18 protein-coding genes are annotated in these 20,129 nt (G+C 47.3%); 7 read left to right on the forward strand and 11 right to left on the reverse strand.

What is annotated here, in order from left to right; all coding sequences use genetic code 11:
• Positions 1 to 58: 58 nt before the first annotated feature.
• Positions 59 to 1,027 carry a 5-dehydro-4-deoxy-D-glucuronate isomerase gene (gene kduI, locus F453_RS0104915; RefSeq protein ID WP_018967010.1) on the reverse strand — a complete coding sequence of 323 codons (969 nt, stop codon included), beginning with the start codon at positions 1,025 to 1,027 and terminating at the stop codon, positions 59 to 61.
• A gap of 45 nt (positions 1,028 to 1,072) precedes the next feature.
• Positions 1,073 to 2,443 carry a PTS galactitol transporter subunit IIC gene (locus F453_RS0104920; RefSeq protein ID WP_018967011.1) on the reverse strand — a complete coding sequence of 457 codons (1,371 nt, stop codon included), beginning with the start codon at positions 2,441 to 2,443 and terminating at the stop codon, positions 1,073 to 1,075.
• 231 nt (positions 2,444 to 2,674) lie between these two features.
• Between F453_RS0104920 and F453_RS0104925 the strand changes: the two genes are divergently transcribed.
• From F453_RS0104925 to F453_RS15650, 3 genes are all read left to right on the forward strand, one after another.
• The gene (locus tag F453_RS0104925) at positions 2,675 to 3,697 is read left to right on the forward strand and encodes a sugar kinase (RefSeq protein WP_018967012.1); all 1,023 of its coding nucleotides are present in this window, start codon (positions 2,675 to 2,677) and stop codon (positions 3,695 to 3,697) included.
• Between the two features lie 12 nt (positions 3,698 to 3,709).
• The gene (locus F453_RS0104930; protein ID WP_018967013.1) at positions 3,710 to 4,381 is read left to right on the forward strand and encodes a bifunctional 4-hydroxy-2-oxoglutarate aldolase/2-dehydro-3-deoxy-phosphogluconate aldolase; all 672 of its coding nucleotides are present in this window, start codon (positions 3,710 to 3,712) and stop codon (positions 4,379 to 4,381) included.
• 554 nt (positions 4,382 to 4,935) lie between these two features.
• A complete protein-coding gene (locus tag F453_RS15650; protein WP_154650686.1) occupies positions 4,936 to 5,082 on the forward strand; it encodes a hypothetical protein in 147 nt (48 codons plus the stop codon).
• Here the strand turns inward: F453_RS15650 and F453_RS0104935 are convergent.
• The 9 genes from F453_RS0104935 to rsmA all read right to left on the reverse strand — a co-directional run bounded on the left by F453_RS0104935 (position 5,055) and on the right by rsmA (position 15,970).
• Positions 5,055 to 5,567 (reverse strand): ferritin, encoded by a 513-nt coding sequence (locus F453_RS0104935; protein WP_018967014.1) that lies wholly within the window; start codon positions 5,565 to 5,567, stop codon positions 5,055 to 5,057. The two genes, F453_RS15650 and F453_RS0104935, sit on opposite strands and share 28 nt — an antisense overlap.
• An 848-nt stretch (positions 5,568 to 6,415) precedes the next feature.
• Positions 6,416 to 7,357 (reverse strand): efflux RND transporter periplasmic adaptor subunit, encoded by a 942-nt coding sequence (locus tag F453_RS0104940; protein ID WP_009236338.1) that lies wholly within the window; start codon positions 7,355 to 7,357, stop codon positions 6,416 to 6,418.
• Between the two features lie 72 nt (positions 7,358 to 7,429).
• Positions 7,430 to 8,302 carry a DUF8429 coiled-coil domain-containing protein gene (locus F453_RS0104945; protein WP_009236337.1) on the reverse strand — a complete coding sequence of 291 codons (873 nt, stop codon included), beginning with the start codon at positions 8,300 to 8,302 and terminating at the stop codon, positions 7,430 to 7,432.
• A gap of 250 nt (positions 8,303 to 8,552) precedes the next feature.
• The gene (locus tag F453_RS0104950) at positions 8,553 to 10,184 is read right to left on the reverse strand and encodes a RagB/SusD family nutrient uptake outer membrane protein (RefSeq protein WP_018967015.1); all 1,632 of its coding nucleotides are present in this window, start codon (positions 10,182 to 10,184) and stop codon (positions 8,553 to 8,555) included.
• A 25-nt stretch (positions 10,185 to 10,209) separates the two neighbouring features.
• Positions 10,210 to 13,017 carry a SusC/RagA family TonB-linked outer membrane protein gene (locus F453_RS0104955; RefSeq protein ID WP_018967016.1) on the reverse strand — a complete coding sequence of 936 codons (2,808 nt, stop codon included), beginning with the start codon at positions 13,015 to 13,017 and terminating at the stop codon, positions 10,210 to 10,212.
• A 243-nt stretch (positions 13,018 to 13,260) separates the two neighbouring features.
• Positions 13,261 to 13,662 carry an FMN-binding protein gene (locus tag F453_RS0104960; RefSeq protein ID WP_018967017.1) on the reverse strand — a complete coding sequence of 134 codons (402 nt, stop codon included), beginning with the start codon at positions 13,660 to 13,662 and terminating at the stop codon, positions 13,261 to 13,263.
• A 209-nt stretch (positions 13,663 to 13,871) separates the two neighbouring features.
• The gene (locus tag F453_RS0104970) at positions 13,872 to 14,501 is read right to left on the reverse strand and encodes a hypothetical protein (RefSeq protein WP_018967019.1); all 630 of its coding nucleotides are present in this window, start codon (positions 14,499 to 14,501) and stop codon (positions 13,872 to 13,874) included.
• Between the two features lie 204 nt (positions 14,502 to 14,705).
• Complete coding sequence (gene msrC / locus F453_RS0104975; RefSeq protein WP_018967020.1) at positions 14,706 to 15,170, reverse strand: free L-methionine (R)-S-oxide reductase MsrC; 465 nt, start codon at positions 15,168 to 15,170, stop codon at positions 14,706 to 14,708.
• Complete coding sequence (gene rsmA, locus F453_RS0104980) at positions 15,167 to 15,970, reverse strand: 16S rRNA (adenine(1518)-N(6)/adenine(1519)-N(6))-dimethyltransferase RsmA (protein WP_018967021.1); 804 nt, start codon at positions 15,968 to 15,970, stop codon at positions 15,167 to 15,169. The genes msrC and rsmA overlap by 4 nt, the downstream gene beginning before the upstream one ends.
• An 85-nt stretch (positions 15,971 to 16,055) precedes the next feature.
• On the opposite strand from rsmA, the gene F453_RS0104985 reads away from it, so the two are divergent.
• From F453_RS0104985 to F453_RS0105010, 4 genes are all read left to right on the forward strand, one after another.
• Positions 16,056 to 16,259, forward strand: coding sequence for a hypothetical protein (locus tag F453_RS0104985; protein WP_018967022.1), 204 nt, complete (start codon positions 16,056 to 16,058; stop codon positions 16,257 to 16,259).
• A gap of 44 nt (positions 16,260 to 16,303) precedes the next feature.
• The gene (locus F453_RS0104990) at positions 16,304 to 17,302 is read left to right on the forward strand and encodes a 2-hydroxyacid dehydrogenase (protein WP_018967023.1); all 999 of its coding nucleotides are present in this window, start codon (positions 16,304 to 16,306) and stop codon (positions 17,300 to 17,302) included.
• A gap of 1,865 nt (positions 17,303 to 19,167) precedes the next feature.
• A complete protein-coding gene (locus tag F453_RS0105005; RefSeq protein ID WP_025789917.1) occupies positions 19,168 to 19,662 on the forward strand; it encodes a DUF4251 domain-containing protein in 495 nt (164 codons plus the stop codon).
• A 35-nt stretch (positions 19,663 to 19,697) separates the two neighbouring features.
• Positions 19,698 to 20,018, forward strand: a complete 321-nt coding sequence (locus tag F453_RS0105010) for a hypothetical protein (RefSeq protein ID WP_018967027.1) — start codon at positions 19,698 to 19,700, stop codon at positions 20,016 to 20,018.
• Positions 20,019 to 20,129: the final 111 nt, after the last annotated feature.

Below are 20,129 nucleotides of genomic sequence, written 5' to 3' on the forward strand. Positions count from 1 at the left end.
GTTTATGAGTTATTGAGTTTATGAGTTATTGGGTTGTTGCGTTTATGGGTTGCTAAGCTTACTTTAAGTCGGGGATTTTGGTTACTTGCATATCCTTGTAAACGAGGTTTTCGCCCGCCATTCCCCAAATAAAGGTGTAGTTGCTGGTACCAGCTGCACAGTGAATGCTCCATTCGGGACTTATCACAGCCTGCTCGTTGTTCAGCCAAATGTTGCGCGTTTCTTGCGGTTCGCCCATCAGATGGCACACCTTTTGGCCTTGTGGCACCTTATAATAGAAGTAAGCTTCCATGCGACGAAGGTGTGTGTGGGCGGGCATAGTGTTCCAAACCGAGCCCACATTTAGCTCGGTGATGCCCATTTGCAGCTGACAAGTGCGCACACCTGCAACACCATCGATAATCATTTGGTGTATAACGCGGTCGTTGCTCTCAGCCATGCTACCGGCTTTGATGTTGTTGGCGTCTTTCAAACTTACCTTTTTTGTGGGGAAAGTCTGATGGGCGCAAGCCGAGTTCATGTAAAATTTGGCCGGTTGGGCAGCGTTTTTGCTCGCCATGGTGATGCTTTTTGCACCCTTGCCAACGTATAGGGCCTCTTGAAAGGCTAGGTTGTAGCTCTTTCCGTCTATCGTAACCGTGCCCTCGCCACCAACGTTTATGATACCTAGTTCGCGGTTATCGAGCAGGTTTCGGCCGTTGTCGCCCTTGCTCTCGTCTACGTAAAGCGGGGCAATCGACGTGAGTTTAAGTGGCGTGGTGGTAGGTTGAGCACCGCCAATAAGGAATCGGTCGAACAGCGTATAGGTCCAATTGACCTCACCTGGTGCGAAAACCTTTTCTATTAGATACTCGCCACGCATACGTTTGGTATCGTAGTGGCGTGCGTCTTTGGGGTTCGAGGCATAGCGCACATTGTAATTGGTGTAGTTGTTTTCGGCTTTCACCTCGTAGCCAGTCCATCCACACTGGGCTTTCGCCCCTACAAAAAAGGCACATAAAGTGGCAATCACAAATGTCTTTTTCATTATATCTTTGTTTAATTGTTTATATACGATGTCTAATAGGGTTTGTTAGTTGGTGGCATTAGATGCCCTTTCGTCTGCAACGATACGTTTCCTGTTAATCAGCATCAGCACGAAAGCAATGGCTAGAAGCGTTGCTGCACCGAAGAACTTAGCGTATTTGGTGAGTGCATATATAGCATATCCGATGAGCGAGCTGGCAAAGTCCATGCTGCCTGCCATAAAACCATCGGGCACATGAGCAGCCTTGTCTTGCGTTTGTACATAAACGGCAGTGGCTGCCTTGGTGAAGTCGGGAGCCATATTGGTGACAAACCAAAGCCCTACGATAAGCGTAACGAAACCCACAATGTAGGTTTTAACCACATTTCCCTTAGTGTAGGGTAGCATCATGGGGAAAAGGTAGAACATGCCAGCAAGCGAAGCCAACGGCAAGAATTCGTTACCGGGCAACAAAACGGCTGTGATGATGTATGTGGGGATAAGAAACAAGGTGCAAACCAATGCTGTGGGGTGGCCTATAACAAGTGCGGGCGACATGCCAATATGTACCTTTTTGCCCTTAAACTTGCGGTCTACCACTTCCTTGGTTCTGTCGGAGATGGGCATTAGTCCGTCGATAAACAGCTTGGTGATGCGTGGAATGAGTTCCATTACGGCTCCCATGGTTACGCCCAACGACAAAACGCCCTTCACATTGCATTTGGCCACGATGCCAATGATGCAACCCACGATAACACCTAGCACCAACGGCTCGCCCAGAACACCGAACTTCTTCTTCAATCCCTCGGCGTCGACATTGAGTTTGTTAAACCCTGGTATCTTATCGAGCAACCATCCGATGGCGATGGCGAAAGGTGTGAAGCTCTGGCAGAAGGGTTGCGGCACGGATATGCCAGGGAGATTATAAAACTTCTGGAACTTTTCTGCCGTAAGGTCGGCCATCACGAGGGTTATCACATAACAGATAATGGCCGCGAAATAACCCCACGCCAAACTCTGGTCGAACACAAAATATGCCACCGCACCTATAAAGGCGAAATGCCAATAGTTCCATAAGTCGATGTTAACCGTGCGCGTGGTCTTAGTGATAACCATCAAAAAGTTGATGCCAAGACAAATGGGGATGATTAATGCACCCACTGCCGTGTTGTAAGCAACAGAGGCAGCAGCGGGCCAACCCATGTCGAACACGCTGAGGTTAAGGTTGAATAGGCTCTCGATGGCTTTCAATGGGTCTTTAAAGTTGTCGGTAAGCAGGGCCGTTACGATACCAAGGCCAACGAAACCGACACCAACAAACAAGCCCGATTTTAAGGCTTTGCCAAACTTCATCCCAATGCACAGGCCAATGATGGTAAAAATTACTGGCATCATCACCGATGCACCCAATTGGATGATGTAACTAAATACGTTCATACTGATTATATTTGGTTTAATGTTTAACGGAACTTTTAGGTTTTATGGTTGTTTAATGGTCAGTTGCAAAATTAGCCCTTTTTTGGGGTTTTCATAGCCTCTTGCCAACAAAAAATGTGCATTAATCGCTTAAATTACGATAATTTACCTATTCTGAGTAATTTTTGTGTGCGCAAACATATAAAAATCATTACCTTTGTCCATACGAACAATAAACCAATATAACAAACCATGTCTAAGATTATAACGCTAGGCGAGATTATGCTTCGCCTGTCTACCGAAGGTAATGCCCGCTTTGTGCAGGCCAATCATTTTTGTATCGTCCCCGGTGGAGGGGAAGCTAACGTTGCAGTTAGCCTTTCCAACTACGGGCATGAGGCTTGTTTTGTAAGTAAATTGCCAAAGCACGAGATTGGGCAGATTGCCGTTAACGCCCTGCGTAGCTACGGAGTAGATACGCAATACATCGTTCGGGGCGGCGATAGGGTGGGTCTTTATTATGCGGAAACTGGTGCGTCGATGCGCCCCAGTAAGGTAATTTACGACCGTGCACACTCTGCCATTGCCGAAGCAACGCCCAATGAGTTCGATTTTGATGCGATAATGAAAGGGGCGCAATGGTTTCATTGGAGTGGCATAACGCCTGCATTAAGCGATAATGCTGCCCAAATGGTGAAGCGCGCTTGCGAAGCTGCCCGCCGAAACGGTGTTACGGTAAGTGTAGACCTTAATTTTCGTAAGAAGCTTTGGACTTCAGAGAAGGCCATTTCGGTGATGCGCCCATTGATGCAATATGTAGATGTTTGCATCGGAAATGAAGAAGACGCCCAGCTGTGCCTTGGTTTTAAACCCGATGCAGACGTTGAAGGGGGCAGGACCGATGCTGAAGGCTATCATCGCATTTTTGAGTTGATGGCACGCGAGTTTGGGTTTAAGTATGTTGTTTCTACCCTTCGCGAGTCGTATAGTGCAACTCACAACGGCTGGAAAGCACTTATATATAATGGTAAGGAGTTTTATGAGAGTCGTCGTTACGACATCAACCCCATCATAGACCGTGTAGGCGGTGGCGATAGCTTTGCGGCGGGACTTATTCATGGACTTCTTACGAAGCCAACGCAGGGTGAAGCCTTGGAGTTTGCTGTTGCGGCATCGGCTTTGAAGCATACGGTGTATGGCGATTTCAACCTGATGTCGGCCGACGAGGTGGAAAGTCTGGTGCAAGGTAATGCAAGTGGTAGGGTACAAAGATAAACTTTATATACGATGGCAAAATTTGATAAGATTGCAGTATTCCAGAAGATAGCCGCCACGGGCATGGTGCCTGTGTATTATCATGCCAACCTTGAAACCGCCAAACAGGTGGTGAAGGCTTGCTATGAAGGTGGCGTAAGGGTTTTTGAGTTTACCAACCGTGGCGATTTCGCTCACGAAGTATTTGGCGAACTAGTAAAATGGGCCGACAAGGAATGCCCCGAACTGGCTCTTGGAGCTGGTACGGTGGTTGACCCTGCAACAGCTGCGCTGTACATTCAGCTTGGTGCCTGCTTCATCGTGGGTCCGTTGTTCAATCCCGATGTGGCACCTGTGTGCAACCGCCGTCTTGTGCCTTATTGCCCAGGATGTGGTACGGCAAGCGAGATTGGCAAAGCGCAAGAATTGGGGGCAGACCTTACCAAGGTTTTCCCTGGCGATGTTTATGGCCCTGCTTTCGTAAAGAACGTAATGGCGCCAATGCCTTGGGCGAAGGTAATGGTCACTGGCGGTGTCGCCCCTACACAGCAGAGCCTTGAAGCTTGGTTTGCTGCGGGCGCTTATTGTGTGGGTATGGGTTCGCAGCTATTCCCAAAACAGGTGGTCGCAGCTGGTCAATGGCAAGACATTACCAACAAATGCCGTGAGTGTCTTGACATCATCGCCCAGATAAAGGGGCGATAAAACTAGCCCCGCAGAGCTTTTCCGCATGGCTAAATAGCGTGAAGAAAAGCGATAGGCAGCATATTAAAGGCTATGTTTTCCTCTTTTTAATAAACCAAAAGGCATAGCTGTTGGGGCATCATTTACCAACGTTCGCAATACGCTTTTTCGTACCTTGGTGTGTTCCATCTTAAATGTACTGCTGTTCCACATAAGTTGGAACAGTGTTCCAGCTTAATTGGAACCTTGTTCCGGCTTATGTGGAACAGGGTTCCAGTTGGCATAAAATAAATCCCTTCATCATAAAGGGTGTTTTAAACCCTTATCATTCGTTTCTCGAACGCTGATCTTAACGTCTGTTCGGGATAAGTAAACAACGCATAATAGCTTATGTACATGTTAGCGATGTTGTGCTAACTACCGCGTAGCGATTGGTTCGTTGGATGCCTGTTACATCTGGCTTAGTTCAAAACCAATGGTATTTTATCCAGAACAACATGATCTCACGTAAAGCGTTTGCTTGCTTTTACCAACAAAAAAGCCCCACGTATGTTTGTGATGTGCATACGTGAGGCTTGAATAAAAAACATGTTTTGAGCGGTTATGTGGGAGAAAGGGATGGCGAACGCGTGCAAAACGAACGACGGATGCAGCACGTATGCCAATCGTTAGACCACAAACCCACCGATGGTGTTTATGCCAACGGACTGGCGGGGTTGTAGGTTCTCTGGCCCAATTCTTTGTCTATCATGTAGACGCCATAGCCGTTATCCTTAATCATTTTAAGATTGTCGATGATGGTTTGCACGTTCTCTTCTTCTTCCACCTGCTCGTCGATGAACCATTGCAGCATGCTTTGTGTGGCATAATCATTCTCTTCGGAGGTGAGGGCGAAAAGTTTGTTGATGCTTTCGGTGATGCTTTGTTCGTGGCGCAACGAACTTTCGAACACGTTGAGGATGCCATTCCACTCGGTGGGAACGGCTTCGATGGGGCGAAGGTCTACCTTGCCGTTACGCGAGATAACGTAGTTGAAAAGTATCTTGGCGTGGTCTTGCTCTTCCTTGAACTGCACCTCAAACCATTTTCCCATGCCGGGCTGACCCTGTGCGTGGCAATAAGCTGCCATGGAAAGATATAGATAGGCCGACCACATCTCGGCGTTGATTTGCGCGTTGAGCGCATCTTCGATTTTCTTCTTTAACATAATGTTGCTTGGTTAAAATATGGTGAATATTTAATTGTTAGCTATCGGACTCATCCCCTTAACCCCTCTTCAAGGGGAGAGAAGAGTGATATGCTTTGTTTCTGGGAGTTGACAAGTTGTCAGATAAGTCAGTTGACAAGCTGACTAGTGAACAAGCTGATAGTGACATCTGTCACGCTGCTCATCGGTTGCTGGCTTAACTCAACTTTCAGTTAATAAGTTAACGAGTTGACAAGTTGATGAATAGACAAGACCATTTACCACCCTGTTCATAAGTTATTGGCTTAACTCCTTAACTACATAACTCCTTAAATCCTCCTTTATTGCTTTACGAACAAACTTTATGCCACTTTCGTTACACGAAATGAGATAAGAAAATATGGCTCTTTCTCATGAAAAGTGTCATCTTGAAAACTTCGATAAGGTGACATGTTTTAGCGGGTAGGGTACAGTGTTAGCCACATCGGCTTTTCTTATAGCTGTTGTTTACTTGCTGCGGGGTGAATGATACCTGTTGGATAGTCTGGTGTGGCTATGCTATGGGGCTGTAATGAGAAGAGTGGGGCTGTATATTTCGCCCATGGGTGTTGCTCCTTATTATATTGTTTGGTCCCCGTTTTTCACTCCTTACATATATTGTTTAATTGTTGTTGTTTGGTGAGTGATGGCGTTGAGGCTCTTATTGGGCTACCAATTTCGTACGTATGCGCAGCATAAATAAAAGCGGCGAGCATTAAAAGTGTGAGGAATGGAAGGGCTGGTAAGCGGTTCATGGTGACAGTTGCTTGATGAGTTAGGTTGGGGCAACTTGTCTTCCGGAGTTCGTCCTGTCGGTTTCTGTCGCAGTATTACGCCTTTTCTTCGGGCTTTAACGCTACGGATAGTTGCATGCCAGGCCGCAAACCTTCTACCTTATATACTGGTCGTAGTTGCATTTCCCATGTTTGCGAGCCTTCGTTGCCTTGCCTGTAGTTCTCGGAATTTAAGAAATCGAAGTTGGCTTTGAAGCCCGACACGCGCATGCGGATGAACATGTTGAAGGGCTTGCAGTACACTTGAATGGTGTCGCCCTCGTTAAACTGTTGCTTTTCTTTGCGGTTCACGGCGATAGTTCCCCACAGGTTGTCGAGCAAGGCGATGTTCATCAGGGTGTTGCTAACCGATAGTTGCTCGCCCCGCTTTGCATTAATCTCGCTCACTTCGCCTTCTACCTTGGTTACGATGGCGATGATTTGCGGACCTTTATAGTTGGATTTCTCGGACCTGAAGTTGTGCAAAGCCTTGTCATAGTCGGCCTTGTTCGATAACGTTTGCGCCTGTAAGGCCTTGTATGCGGTAAAAATATTGTCGCGTAAGCTTGCAGGTGCCTTCCCGTCTAAGAACTTCTGTTGCACGTCGTTGTAAATTCTCACGGCTTGTTCTTCGGCCAACTTGGCTTGCTGCCATCGTCCGTAAGCGCGGTCAACGGTTTTGTTTCCTGTGCGGAAGGGGTGTAATGTGGTTGCCAACACTTCAAGTGTGGGGTCTTCGGGCATAGGCGTCTCGTCGGTTCGATATAGCGCCAGCGTGTCGCCCACTTCCACATAGTCGCCCTCTTTCACCCTTATTTCGAGCACTTTTCCCTTCTGTTGCACCTGCACGCAATACTGCAAAACCTCTACTTGCCCTTCAATAAGCTGGGCTTTGGGGGTCATCATCCTATTGGCAGCTATGGCAACAGCTGCCGCCAGAGCGATAAGTATCGTTCCGCCAATAAACAGTTTGAGTTTTAATCGCCGCTTTTTTTGCATGGTTAAGTTAAGGGGTAAAGGGTATGGCACGCGTTTGCGAGCCACTGAGCGTGAGTCGGCAGTTTCTATATGTTATTTAAATGCGAAACTGCGCGAGCCAATCATGTTGCCATCGGCAAAGATACTCACTTGATAAGTGCCAGCCACAAGGGCTTGCGACACGTTCCAAAAGAGACTAACGGGCGTTTCTTCGCCGTTGTATTCCACACTGCGCTTCATCGAATATTGTAGCGTACGGTTTTCGTAACTGAACGAACCAGCACCGTTGAGCAAGTTGCCCGTGGGCGACATGATACGCACATAGATGTCTTTAACGCCACTGGCGGCCGTAACGTTGCGTGTAATGTTGAAGCTTACTTGTAGCGTTGTGGCCTTTTCTATTTGGTCGGTAGACTTGCCGCGCTTGTTCTTGGCTACGAGCGAGATACCCGTTGCATCGAGTTGAGCGGCTATGGCCACCTTCTCAGATAATGAACGCTTCTCCGTACTCAATCCTTCTATTTGTCGGGTGGCTGCTTCGTATTGTCCTTTCACGCGCGTATTTTCTTGCGTAAGACTGGCATTCACCCTGTTGAGCGAGTCTATCTCCATCACGTAACTGCGAATTACCGCCCTCACTGTTGCCAGTTCCTTCTTCAAACGGGTAATTTCGCGAGCGTCGGTGCTCTTTACTCGGCGCAGCTCGTCAAGCAATTTTTGGGTCTTTTCTTGTTCAGCGGTGAGTTGCGCAACGATAGAATCGTTGTTGATTTGCGTCTTCATCTCGCTGTATTGCTGAGCAAATTGCTGATACTCGTTCTCCATCTCTTTCTTGTCAATCTCTGCCAGCTCCTTAATAGCTGCGTTTTCTTCCTTCTGTTTATTCAAATTAATGAAGAGATAGGCCGTTGCACCGGCCAAGATTAGTACCACGATGATGGTGGGTATCAAAAATTTCTTGTTCATAAAGTCAATCGCTTATATACGGATTTGATTATATTTGCAAATTTATATATTTCTAACGATATGACAAAATAATTGTGTGCATCCAAACATTTAATAACTTAAAATATGTAGATTGCATGCTCGCAGGGGGTAATAACGCCATTTTTGGTGTTAATTTGACCAAGAATGACGCGCAAACGAACAATGGGCTATTTTCCCCGAACCATGTGCGGGGCGCGATGTGAACAATTATCTTGGGGCATGCACACGCTTAGAACTCGCTGTTGGGTCGCAAGTTCTTGTTCGATTCGATGGCCCTGTTGGGTATGGGGAAGAGTGTTGTGTATCCCGTATCTTCTTTTTCGAGGGCCTGACGTAGGTCGTAGCTATGCGTAAAACGGCCAAATCGTATGAGATCTTGTCGTCGCCAGCCTTCCCACATTAGTTCCAGCAGGCGCTCTTCCAAAATGTTTGCCAGCGAAGCGGTGCGTGTAGGCATGCCAGAACGTTTGCGAACAGCGTCTAATTCGGCTTGCCCGCTTTGTCCGTTACGCACTTTGGCCTCGGCCAACATCAGCAACACGTCGGCATAACGATAGAGCACGATGTCGTTATCTTGCAGTTTACCGTCTAAAAAGGCTTTTCGGTCTATCTCATATTTGGCCATACGTGCGCCCGCAGTCTTTATATACGGCGAGGAAGTGAGGTCTACGGCTACGGCTAGCGGCTTATACACCAGCGGTTGACCATTATCTAGCCGGACGGTATCGCCATCTACCAGCACGGTATCTGCGTAAAAGTTCTGTTTAAAACGTGTGTCTAGCTTTCCCGTAGTGCCATATCCGAAGGCGCGAACGGTGGAAATGGTGGCGCAGGCTCCGTTTTCTGCCCCCATACCCAATGCTTTGCCGTGGTTGTAGTGGCGCGAACGAAAGAGATATTGGTATTGGTTGGGGTAGAGATTCTTGTCCATCGGGATGGTGAAGATGTTTTCGCGCGACGTTTCGTTATGCACCTTGAAGTTGTCGGCGTAGTTGTTTTCGAGCGTATAGCCTGCCGCTTGCAGTTTTTCGCAATAGCGAATGGTGGTTTGCCAAGCGTTAAGTTGTTCGCCATCGACGGGGAAAATAATGTCTTTACCTTGCTTGTGGGCGTGTCGTACAGGATTGTCGCAGAGAAATACCTCAGCGTTTAAGGCCAGTTTAGCTAGTAGGAAGTGGGCAACAGGACGTGTTAGCCTACCATAATACTCTCCTTGTAGATTGGAATGGACATCTGCCAGATAGGGTGCAACCTGTTGCAGTTCTATGAAAGCAAAGTAAAATATCTGGCTGCGGCGTGTGTTAGACACTTCTGCAACCGACGTGTGGTTGCGCTCTAATAGCGGAACGTTGCCAAAGAGGTCTACCAAGTAATAGTAATACATGGCCCTGATGGCTCTTGCTTCGGCGTCGTAGGCTTTCAATTGGGCTTGAGTGAGCAGGTGTTTATGCTTGTCAATAAGGGCGATGGCATCGTTGCAGCGCACCACCGATTGGAAAAGATAGCTCCATAGGTTGTAAAGCTCTTGGTCGTTGGCATTCCATTCGTGTGTGTACAGCCGTTTCCAAAAGCCGCCATCGTACCAGTCGCCACCCCTAATGGGCACTATGGCCTCGTCGGTTGTAAAGGTACTATAGTCGTATATGCCTCGATATGTACCTTGAAGTCCCTTTCCTTCTTCGGCCGAACCAATGCTGTTGTACAATGTTCCAATGCTGTTAATCCACAAGGAAGTGGGCGAAGTGATGGCCTGGTCTTCCGAAATGCGGTCGCGCGCTTCGTCTTCGAGACAGCTTCCGAACATGCCCAGCAGCGTAATGGCTATGAGGGCAAGGTGTATGATGTGCGACTTGGGTTTCATGATGCACGTTGTTTAGTGTGAGATGTTAGAATTGAACGCTAAGCCCTAATGAGAAAGAGCGATACGGAGGATACGAACGCTTGTCGTCGATGCCAAGCGTATTGTTCACCACATAACTGTTGATGATGGGCGTTAAACCACTGTAACCCGTGATGGTGGTAAGGTTGTTGACGCTAAGCGATAGGCGCAGCGCGCTTACGAACCGTGAACGAACGGGTAGGTTACAACCGATGGTGAGGTAGTCGATGTTCAGATAGTCACCCCTTTCCAACCAATAGTCGGTGGCGGTTTGGTCTTTGATGTTCTGTTGAGGTGCTTCGCGCAACACGTTATAGTCGGGAAAGCTGGCCATGTTCATATAGGTGAGCGACGTGCCGTTGTATATCTTATGCCCGAAGGCACCGTTTAGCTGCATGGTTACATCCCACTGGCGATAGCGGAAACTAATGTTTGAACCCAGTGTAGCCTTTGGTACGGCCTGTCCAGCCACCCTACGGTCGCCACCATCTTCCAAATTGATGCGTCCGTTGTTGTCTAGGTCGGCGCAGGTATAGCTATACGAGCCGTCGGCGTTCTGCTTCAGACCCGTGCAATGGGGCAGATAGAACACGCCGAGAGGCTGTCCCACTATCTGATAGGTAATAAAATTGTGTCCGCCGTGCATGCCCGCGCCGTTTAATCCGCCAATGGGTGTGATGTCGGGTGATGACAAATGCTCGCCGTCATACGTCCCGCTGAGCGACAGCAACTTGTTTTTCTGGAGCGAGAGGTTCATGTTCACGCTCAGTTCCATGTCTTTTTTGCGGATGATATCTACGCCCAGACCGCACTCGAAGCCGCTGTTGCTCATGCTGCCGATATTGGCCAACAGCTTGTTATATGCAAAAGGCGGTACGCTAACGTCGTAGTTATAGAGCATGTCGGTGGTTTTCGAGTAGTAATATTCGGCGTAAAGGTGTATCCGGTTTTTAAAAAATCCAGCCTCTAAGCCCACATTAAACGATGTGCGGGTTTCCCATTTCAGGTCGGGATTGACGTTGCGCAATTGTCCCAAGGTAACGGTGGGGATGCCATAATGGTGTACTATGCCGTTGGGCATCAACGTTTGGAGTGCATAATAGGCCATTATTCCGCCAAGATTTCCCGAGCGTCCAACGCTGGTTTGCAGTTTAAGTTGGTCGAGCCAAAGCACCTTTTTCAACCAGTTTTCTTCCTTCATGTTCCACTCTAAACCTGTTGAGGGAAAGTAACCCCATGTGTTGTTCTTGCCAACAAGCGTCGAACCGTCTGCACGAAGCGAGAGCGAAAGGGCGTAACGACCTAAAAGTGTGTACGAAAGGTTACCCATGAACGAGGTTAACTTAGGCGATTCGTAGCCGCTTCCTGTGCCATCATGGGGGTGGATGTTACCAGCCATAAGGTTGTCGTAGCCAAAATCGTTGCTCACAAGTCCCTTCACGGTGGTGAAGAAAAATTGTTTGCGGTTGTTCTGATATTCTGCCGTACCCGTCAGTTCTAGCTTATGTGCGCCCCAAGTGTTGTTGTAATTCAGCTGTACGCTACCCAGCAGGTCTTCGTTCTTGTTCTCGCGACGATACATTTTACCTTGCGCCTCGGTCCAAGTAGGCTGAAAGAGCGCGTTTTCGAGCGTCGTAAACGAGTACGAACCAAAGAGACGAGCCGTAAGACCCTTAGCAATGGCAAAGTCGAAAGATAGGTGTGTGTTGAAGTTAAAGCCACGATCGTGGTCTTTTTGACGTAAAAGCGCCATGGGGTGGGCAATCTGTGAGGCCAGGGTATTGAGGTCCCAACCTCCAGAAGCATTCTGGCGGGTAGAGAAAGTGGGGTTTTGCGAGGCGGCAGAATAGAATAGTTTCTGCGTGTCGAAAATCTTTTTGTTGGATAACGACGAACCGAAAAGGCCGAAATTGACCGTGAGCCAGTCATCGAATGCTTTTTGCATCAGGTCGAATTTGGCTGTGAAGTTGCGGTAGCTATTGGTTCGAACCACCATCTGATGGTCCATAACGCTCATCGATGCGCGATAATTGCTTTGGTCGGTACCACCCGAAAAGGCCAAGTGATGGTTCTGTATAAATCCCGTTCGTGTGATGGCGCGTAGGTAATCGTTGTCTTCGCCACCATCGTTAACGCTCAGTCCGAGGCCCTTTGCCGTAGCTACGTAGTCGCGTCCACTCAGCATTTCGAGGTTCTTATATACCGTTTCGAAGCCCACATTGCCATCGTAAGAGATGCTGAACTTACCGCGCGCACCCTTGGCAGTGGTTACGAGGATTACGCCCGATGCTCCACGCGAACCGTATTGGGCTGTTTCGGAGGCGTTTTTCAGAACTTTGAACGAAAGAATATCGGATGGAAATACTGTGGAAAGTGTGGCGAGGTCGCTCGAAACACCATCGATAACCACCAGAGGATCGTTACCGCCAGTGAGCGAGGTCGTTCCACGTACACGTACACTTGTGAGCATGGCCTGGCGTTGGTCGCCTCCACGCGACACATTTACGCCTGGCAGACGACCGTTAATTGCGTCGAGGGGGTTAAAAACGAGTCCTTTGTCGCCAAAGCCACCTGTTTTACGTTGGATGTGTATCAGTGCATGGTCGCCAATTAAACTGTCGGGATGTATGGGCGACATGTTTTTGGGAGTGCCTTGGCTTACTTGCGCAAAAGCGCTTTCAGGGCAAATAAAGGTCGAGAACCATGCCGTAAGCACGCATGCTACAAGCCAAATGCGCGATGTAGCTTTACTTTTGCCTTGCTGTAAGGAGCAAAGACGCTGTTTAGGATACGAAAAAATACCATCAATATTCATAAGGGCGACTGTTTAGGGTGGTTGTAGTGGTCGAGGTGGATGGTAGTGCGAAAACCTGCGGGCGAGTGTTGGGGCGGTGGCCTATATGCTCGCCCGCAGATTGTAGGGTTTAAGAACGTGGCAATATATGCCGTATTCCTCTTAGTATGTTCAGTAAAGCCATTGGATTGATGCCCCATGTGGTGGCTCTGCCCCATGTTGTGGGTCGCTGGCTTTTATTTTTTTTGGTGCTGTAAAACCTGCTTATTTATGGGCGTTATAGTATTCCAAGCCTATTTGCACATTCTTCATGATGGCATCCGACGAGTATGTGGCACCCGTAACGGCATCAGGCTCGTTCTTAATGGCTTTGCTAACCTTCTTTCCTTCCCAATATTTCAGCATAGGTTTCACCATCTCGAAGAACTTGGGCGTTTCGCGATTGGGCAGTGCTTCCACCTTTACGATCTTGTCTTTCTTGATGAAAATCTTCACGGGTGTTCCGCCTTTGAAGCCTTTAACATCGCGTGTAAGTTCGGTGGTGTTAATAACGGTCATTCCGTTTTCTTTGGTTATAACGCCGTCGTTGCGACCTGCGCTCGTCAGTGTTGCCGTGAAAGCCACGGCGGCTATTCCGAATAACAATCTAGATGTTACCTTTCTCATAATTCTTTATTTACTGATATGTTAGTCTTGGGCTACCCGCTTATTCTCCGTTTGTACACAGAATACAGGGGCGCCTTTGATGCAAAGGTAGGAATAAAAAAAGAGAAAAACCTCAAGGCAAGGGTAAAATGTGATGTAGGTGTGGGTGTTTTGTATGCGAAGATGTTATGATTTAGGTGTTTTCTAGTGGCTTAAATCTGAATCTTAAATCAAGGAACAATCAGCGGAACGTATTGGTAATATGTTCCGCGCCTAAACTTAATAGACAGCGGTTTACCATCTTTCTCGTTGGTAAGTGGAACATCCATAAAAACACTAAAGCCCTTAACTTTTGCTTGTTTGTCTTTAAAATGCCAACGTATCTTTATTGTTTTACTTATATTTATTCCTTGTTCAATGGCAGTAGAGTCTAGCTTAGACGCAATTCGTTCATCTTCCACATTTAAACATTCTATCATAGTGGGAGTCATTGCCTGCCCTTTGTTGTCTATAAAACGAATGGTTTGCGGATAAAGCGTAAAGGGCTGGCACGTGTTGAACGTGGCATCCACAGTAGATTTAAACTCTTGTTTCGCCCAAAATTGAAGGCATGTAGGGAAAACAACGGGAAGAAATATCGGCCCTACAATCACAGCTGACGTGTGTGTTGCCTTAACAACAAGGGTGATTGTGTCGGGAATTGTTTCATAACCGTATGCTACACCGCCCGCATAACGGGGTTCCACCCTTTTCCAATCTTCTGATTCCGAGGTGTAATACCAAGTGCGATATATGGCAGAACATGCAGTGAGGAATAGGCAGAGCAAAGTCGAGAGTATAAAGAAGTATTTCCGTTTCATATAAGTCACCCATTTATTATATCATATTTCCTAATACAAAGAGTCAAAGTATGGCGTGTTTCAGGAGGGCGATGATGCCTTCTAAACCCGTGGATAGTTGTTCAACACTTCTGCTTGTGGTTAGTTTCTATTCCCTCGTGTATGTGTATATAATAATAGGTGTACATGAGAGGGAGAGTGGGTGGAGAGTAGGCGATGTGCTGTTTAGTACAGCGTGTCGGTGAGCAACTGTGCCACTTGCTCCAAATAATGCTTGTCGGTATCGTCGAAAGCAGCAAGTTGTTTGCTGTCGATGTCGAGAACGGCAACGGGTTTGCCCGATTTAGCGAATACGGGCACCACGATTTCCGACCGCGAAAGGGTGCTGCAAGCGATGTGTCCAGGGAATTGTTCCACGTCGGGAACAACCAAGGTGCGCCCCAACTCAAACGCCTGGCCACACACGCCCTTACCAATGGCGATGGCATAGCAGGCTGGCGGACCTTGAAAAGGGCCTAAACGCAACATGCCATCAGGGTGAAGCAGGTAGAAACCCGTCCAAAAGAACGGCTCGAAAGCTTGGTGCAAGGCGGCTGCAACATTGGCCAACACGCTGGTTTCGTTGCTCTCGCCCTTAATGAGAGCTGCTATCTGCGGCAAAAGGGCGGTGTAGGTGGTTTCCTTATTCATTGTTTATGGGCGTTCATTTCTTGTTCTACCATGTTGGTTAGCTGCACAAATTCGGCCACCGAAAGCTGTTCGGGGCGGCGTGTGAACATCTCTTGCGCATAAAATTCGGCAGAAGCGGGCATGCCAGCAAATAGCTGACGAAGGCTAACACGTAACATCTTGCGTCGCTGATTAAACACCGTTTTCACCACGCGCTTAAACAATGCCTCGTCGCAACCAAGATTTTCTACTTTGTTTCGCGTCATGCGGATAACCGCGCTCTTCACTTTGGGCGGCGGATTAAACACGTTTTCGTCTACGGTAAAGAGATATTCCACATCGTACCACGCCTGAATAAGCACCGACAGAATGCCATAGGCCTTTGTTCCAGGCTGCGAAGCGATGCGCAAGGCCACTTCGCGCTGTATCATCCCTGTGCAACAGGGGATGAGGTGCTTATTGTCGAGCATCTTAAAGAATATCTGTGAGGAGATATCGTAAGGGTAATTGCCCGTCAGCACAAAGGGTTGACCCGAGAAAACACCGTCGAGATCCATGCGCAGGAAGTCTTCGCCCAACACGTTTTCTGCCAAAAGGGGGAAGTTCTTGTGCAGGTATTCCACCGATTCGGTGTCTATTTCCACCACGCGCAGTGGTCTTTCCTTGGTGGCAAGATATTGGGTGAGCACGCCCATACCTGGTCCCACTTCGAGAATGGGTAGTTCTGGGCACGCGTCTACGGTGTCGGCAATGCGTCGGGCAATGCCTAGGTCGGTCAAGAAATGCTGACCAAGATGCTTTTTGGGTCGTACAAGCTTCATCTTAAATATGTTGTTGCGTTTGCAAAGTTAGTAAAATATAGGAGGAATAGGGTCGTTTTTAGGTCGTTTGTTTGGGATAAAGGTGATGTTTTTGTTTGGCTATGGCCTGCGCGAAGTGGCAAACTTCGCCCTCGCTGCCATATATTGTCTGCCCGAACGGCCGTTATCTCGGAAAAAAGTGTTTACTTTGCAGACTGTAAGAATGATGTTTGGCCATGACAGGATAACCAAAGACGAGTCGCAAGAGCGGTTTTCGCCCAGTGGCGGTATGCATAAACGCACCGCATGAGGCCAAGCAAACGTAGTTAGTAACATTCAAAAAATCACAACTTTATGATTAAAGTAGCATTCTTCGACGCCAAATCATACGATGAAGTATCATTCAACAAGACGAACGCCGATTATGGTTTCGACATCCGTTATTATCAAGAACATCTCAATCTTAAAACCGTTCCGCTGGCCAAAGGTGCCGATGTGGTGTGCATTTTCGTAAACGCCGAATGCAATGCAGCCGTTATCGACGAATTGATTAAAAATGGCGTGAAGCTCATAGCACTGCGATGTGCAGGCTTTAACAACGTAGATTTGAAGGCAGCAAAGGATAGGATAAAGGTTGTTCGCGTGCCTGCTTACTCGCCACATGCTGTTGCAGAGTATGCAGTTTCGCTGATGCTGGCTCTTAATCGTAAGATTTTCCGCGCCGTTAACCGCACGCGCGAGGGTAATTTTGCCCTTAAAGGCTTGATGGGCTTTGATATGTACGGCAAGACGGCAGGCATTGTGGGCATGGGTAGGATAGCAAAAGAACTGATAAAGATATTGCACGGCTTTGGCATGAAGGTGCTGGCATACGACCTTTACCCAGATATGGAGTTTGCCAAACAATATGGCGTGAAGATGGTTTCATTAGATGAGCTGTACGCAGAGAGCGATATTATCTCGCTACATTGCCCACTTACGCCCGAAACAACTTTCCTTATCAACGCCCAGAGCATTGCGAAGATGAAGCCAGGCGTGATGATTATCAATACAGGACGTGGAAAACTGATCCATACCGAGGAACTAATAGAGGGCTTGCGCACAAAGCAAGTAGGGTCGGCAGGCCTAGATGTGTACGAAGAAGAGAAGAATTACTTCTACGAAGACCGTAGCGATAAGATTATCGACGATGATGTGCTTGCCCGTTTGCTGATGATGCCCAATGTGGTTCTTACCTCACATCAGGCTTTCTTCACTGCCGAGGCCATGCACAATATTGCCCTTACCACACTTGAAAGCATCAAGGAGTTTAGCGAAGGCAAGGCTCTTACGAATGAAGTGATGGAGCAATAGGAGTGAAGTAGGGGTTTTAGGTTTCTGAGTTCATGAGCTTTTGGACATGCGAGCTTTATCGTGAACACCCACAAATAAGGTGATTGCGAATTTACTAACTCTGTAAAAGTTCGATAGTTGATAACTTATAAGCTTCGTAAACTTACGAGCTTAGAAACTCTAAAACGTCACTTCCCAATCCAAAAACAGCGGGGTTGCCATCTAGGCAGCCCCTTTTTCTGTCTCTTTTATTGCGCATGATGACAGCCTGCGGTAATCAGGTGCCTTTTGTTCTTTGTTGTAAAGATGGGCGATTATTCTGTGGCTGGCAAGTTTCATACCTGCGCTAGCTTGGGATAACATATCATTGGTTTTGAAGATGGTCAAGGTTTGATAACATCTACACTTCCCTAATTTGAGATTAAGCACCATATACTTTAAGCTAGGCTAGATGTAACAGACATCTATTACGCCAACAACCGCGTCGCGATAGTTGGTACAACGAATTTCTCTTATCTCGAACTCGAATCATTAGTGCTTATCCCGATTGGTGAATTTGTGGGAAATGCGGTAGATAAAATTTACAAAATATGCCTTCGGGCACTTCCCATTCTAGGGACGTTAATCTGTGTTTTTAGCGGTTTTAGAGGATAAAATGGCTTCTTTCGGGAATGCAAATTGGTCGAGATGTGAGGTTGTCTCTTGTCTATTACCTTTTCTATCGACGCTTTTGGGTCTCTTTTGGGCTTTACTTCCTTGCGCTATATCTTCAAAATTCACTGTGCAATCCGTTGGCCTTTTTTTGTTCCCCGTCCTCCGTTTCGCCTGTTTTTGTAATTATATTTTGCACAAAACAGATGGTTTTTGCTAAGCTGGAATAGTGTTCCAGTTCATCTGGAACGATGTTCCAAATGATATGGAACCGTGTTCCGGCTAAGTGGTAACACTCGTCCCACATGTTAAATGCACTGCGTAAAGCCTTTAAACAAAGCGTTAACGCAGGTTTGTCGGCAGGCCGTAGCTGATGGTTGGCCAACAGATTGGAGATAAGATGGGTTGCCTAGGGATGTTTGCCGGTCTCGCAAAGACGGTTTGATTGACACGCAAAATCAAGTGGCTAAGTATCTCCTTTTGAGCTCGCCGAATACGTGCGAGAATCGATTATTTGGCAGGCGATGGGAACATGATGGGTTAGAAGGGTGCTCATAATGTTAAAAAACGGGCGATAAATATTACAAATCTACGCGAATTCGGGATAAGGTACCGTGCTTTTCGAGGAGATTAGATAAAAAGCGAAAGACTATCTCACCAACTACCGCGTAGCGGTTGGTCTGTTGGTAGGGCAGGGTTGGGAGCAACGGCGACCTACCCTGCCTAAGTCGTACGTGGGAAAAGCTAGGCTGAAGGCCTTGGTCTTTTTACATTTGAACAATCTGTTTGGTGAAACCAATGGATAAAAACAATGCCCAACGTCAATAGCATTTACCACTCTATCCGTCTATCGACTAGACGACAGCTGCGGTAAGCATAAAAAGACCAAGACCTTCGGCCTAGTTTTGTTATTCCATTTGCAAGGCAGGGTAGCTCACTTCGTTCCCAACCCTGCCCTACCAACAGACCAACCGCTACGCGGTAGTTGGTATAACGAGTTCCTCTTATCCCAAACTTGCGTACAAATCTACATTCGTCCACTTGCAAAACATCGCCCATCTTACCATAAATTCCACCATCTACCCACCGATATGCCCCATTTGGCATCGTTCGCCTTTAATCTTCAATTTGCCTTTTCAACCTAACAGGAGGGGTAAAAAGAGTTAAAGCCACGGCAATATGTTGCGAAATCCGAGAAAAGAACGTAACTTAGACTTCAAAAGAAGGAGGTTAATATGAAACGAATGATATTGGCAGCCATCGTTATAGCAGTGCTAGCAGGCTGCGCAGGAACGCAAAACCTATCGCCCGAAAAGGCGGAACGACAGGCCGAAACAGCCCAAAAGGTGAGCGAAGGCCTAAAAAAGCAGCGGTATACCATTGAGGTTAACCATGTATATCCCCAAAGAATGCACGCCAAGGCCTTGTCGTATGGCTACTACATAAAGGTGTCGGGCGACTCCCTCTACTCGTATCTGCCCTATTTCGGGCATGCTTATCGCGTGCCATACGGGGGTGGAAAGGGACTGGATTTTGCCGAGAAGATGACCGAATACATCATAACCAAAGGCAAAGGCGGGCGAATGAACATTGACATTAAGGTGGACAATCGCGAAGATCGCTATACCTACCACCTTGAAGTGTATGATAACGGCCGCGCCTTCCTCGATGTCTCGTCTGACGAACGCGACCGAATAGGCTTTTCGGGGATGATGGACGTGGGGCGGTAAGCCAAAGAACGAAATGCACATTAAATGGATGACGTATGAAGGCGGAAATGTCTTATTGGCGATTTGTTGAAGAATGGCATCCCAGGTATTGTTCGGATGATAGGGTGCTTGTTTGCGATATACTTTTTCGTTACTTAGAAAAAGAAGACGTTGATGAAGATGACAAAAGGTGGATAGCAAAAGAATTTAACTCGAGAGAAGAAATTGTACACGAGCTAAAACGCTTGGAGAAAGACCTGTTTTCGGAAAGTCTTGATATTTATTATGAGCAATTGTTCGCATCGAATGGGTTTATGAGGGGTTCGAACGATAACCCTGTGGCAGTTAAAAATAACAAACAATGCCATAAAAGTTGAATAGTTGAGGAGCGTTTTTACACTAGTAGCCGCGACAAGTAAGTTTACAAAACGGATAATTGGCAAGCTTATGCGGAGGTGAGTTAATCTATTAGCTTTCAACTTGTAAAC

It is taken from the genome of Hoylesella loescheii DSM 19665 = JCM 12249 = ATCC 15930 (genome assembly GCF_000378085.1).
GTDB classification, from domain to species: domain Bacteria; phylum Bacteroidota; class Bacteroidia; order Bacteroidales; family Bacteroidaceae; genus Prevotella; species Prevotella loescheii.

Coding starts and splice junctions, on each gene's coding strand:
- kduI (WP_018967010.1), bottom strand. CDS start 1,027: ATGAAAAAGACATTTGTGATTGCCACTTTATGTGCCTTTTTTGTAGGG.
- F453_RS0104920 (WP_018967011.1), bottom strand. CDS start 2,443: ATGAACGTATTTAGTTACATCATCCAATTGGGTGCATCGGTGATGATG.
- F453_RS0104925 (WP_018967012.1), top strand. CDS start 2,675: ATGTCTAAGATTATAACGCTAGGCGAGATTATGCTTCGCCTGTCTACC.
- F453_RS0104930 (WP_018967013.1), top strand. CDS start 3,710: ATGGCAAAATTTGATAAGATTGCAGTATTCCAGAAGATAGCCGCCACG.
- F453_RS0104935 (WP_018967014.1), bottom strand. CDS start 5,567: ATGTTAAAGAAGAAAATCGAAGATGCGCTCAACGCGCAAATCAACGCC.
- F453_RS0104940 (WP_009236338.1), bottom strand. CDS start 7,357: ATGCAAAAAAAGCGGCGATTAAAACTCAAACTGTTTATTGGCGGAACG.
- F453_RS0104945 (WP_009236337.1), bottom strand. CDS start 8,302: ATGAACAAGAAATTTTTGATACCCACCATCATCGTGGTACTAATCTTG.
- F453_RS0104950 (WP_018967015.1), bottom strand. CDS start 10,184: ATGAAACCCAAGTCGCACATCATACACCTTGCCCTCATAGCCATTACG.
- F453_RS0104955 (WP_018967016.1), bottom strand. CDS start 13,017: ATGAATATTGATGGTATTTTTTCGTATCCTAAACAGCGTCTTTGCTCC.
- F453_RS0104960 (WP_018967017.1), bottom strand. CDS start 13,662: ATGAGAAAGGTAACATCTAGATTGTTATTCGGAATAGCCGCCGTGGCT.
- F453_RS0104970 (WP_018967019.1), bottom strand. CDS start 14,501: ATGAAACGGAAATACTTCTTTATACTCTCGACTTTGCTCTGCCTATTC.
- msrC (WP_018967020.1), bottom strand. CDS start 15,170: ATGAATAAGGAAACCACCTACACCGCCCTTTTGCCGCAGATAGCAGCT.
- rsmA (WP_018967021.1), bottom strand. CDS start 15,970: ATGAAGCTTGTACGACCCAAAAAGCATCTTGGTCAGCATTTCTTGACC.
- F453_RS0104985 (WP_018967022.1), top strand. CDS start 16,056: ATGTTTTTGTTTGGCTATGGCCTGCGCGAAGTGGCAAACTTCGCCCTC.
- F453_RS0104990 (WP_018967023.1), top strand. CDS start 16,304: ATGATTAAAGTAGCATTCTTCGACGCCAAATCATACGATGAAGTATCA.
- F453_RS0105005 (WP_025789917.1), top strand. CDS start 19,168: ATGAAACGAATGATATTGGCAGCCATCGTTATAGCAGTGCTAGCAGGC.
- F453_RS0105010 (WP_018967027.1), top strand. CDS start 19,698: ATGAAGGCGGAAATGTCTTATTGGCGATTTGTTGAAGAATGGCATCCC.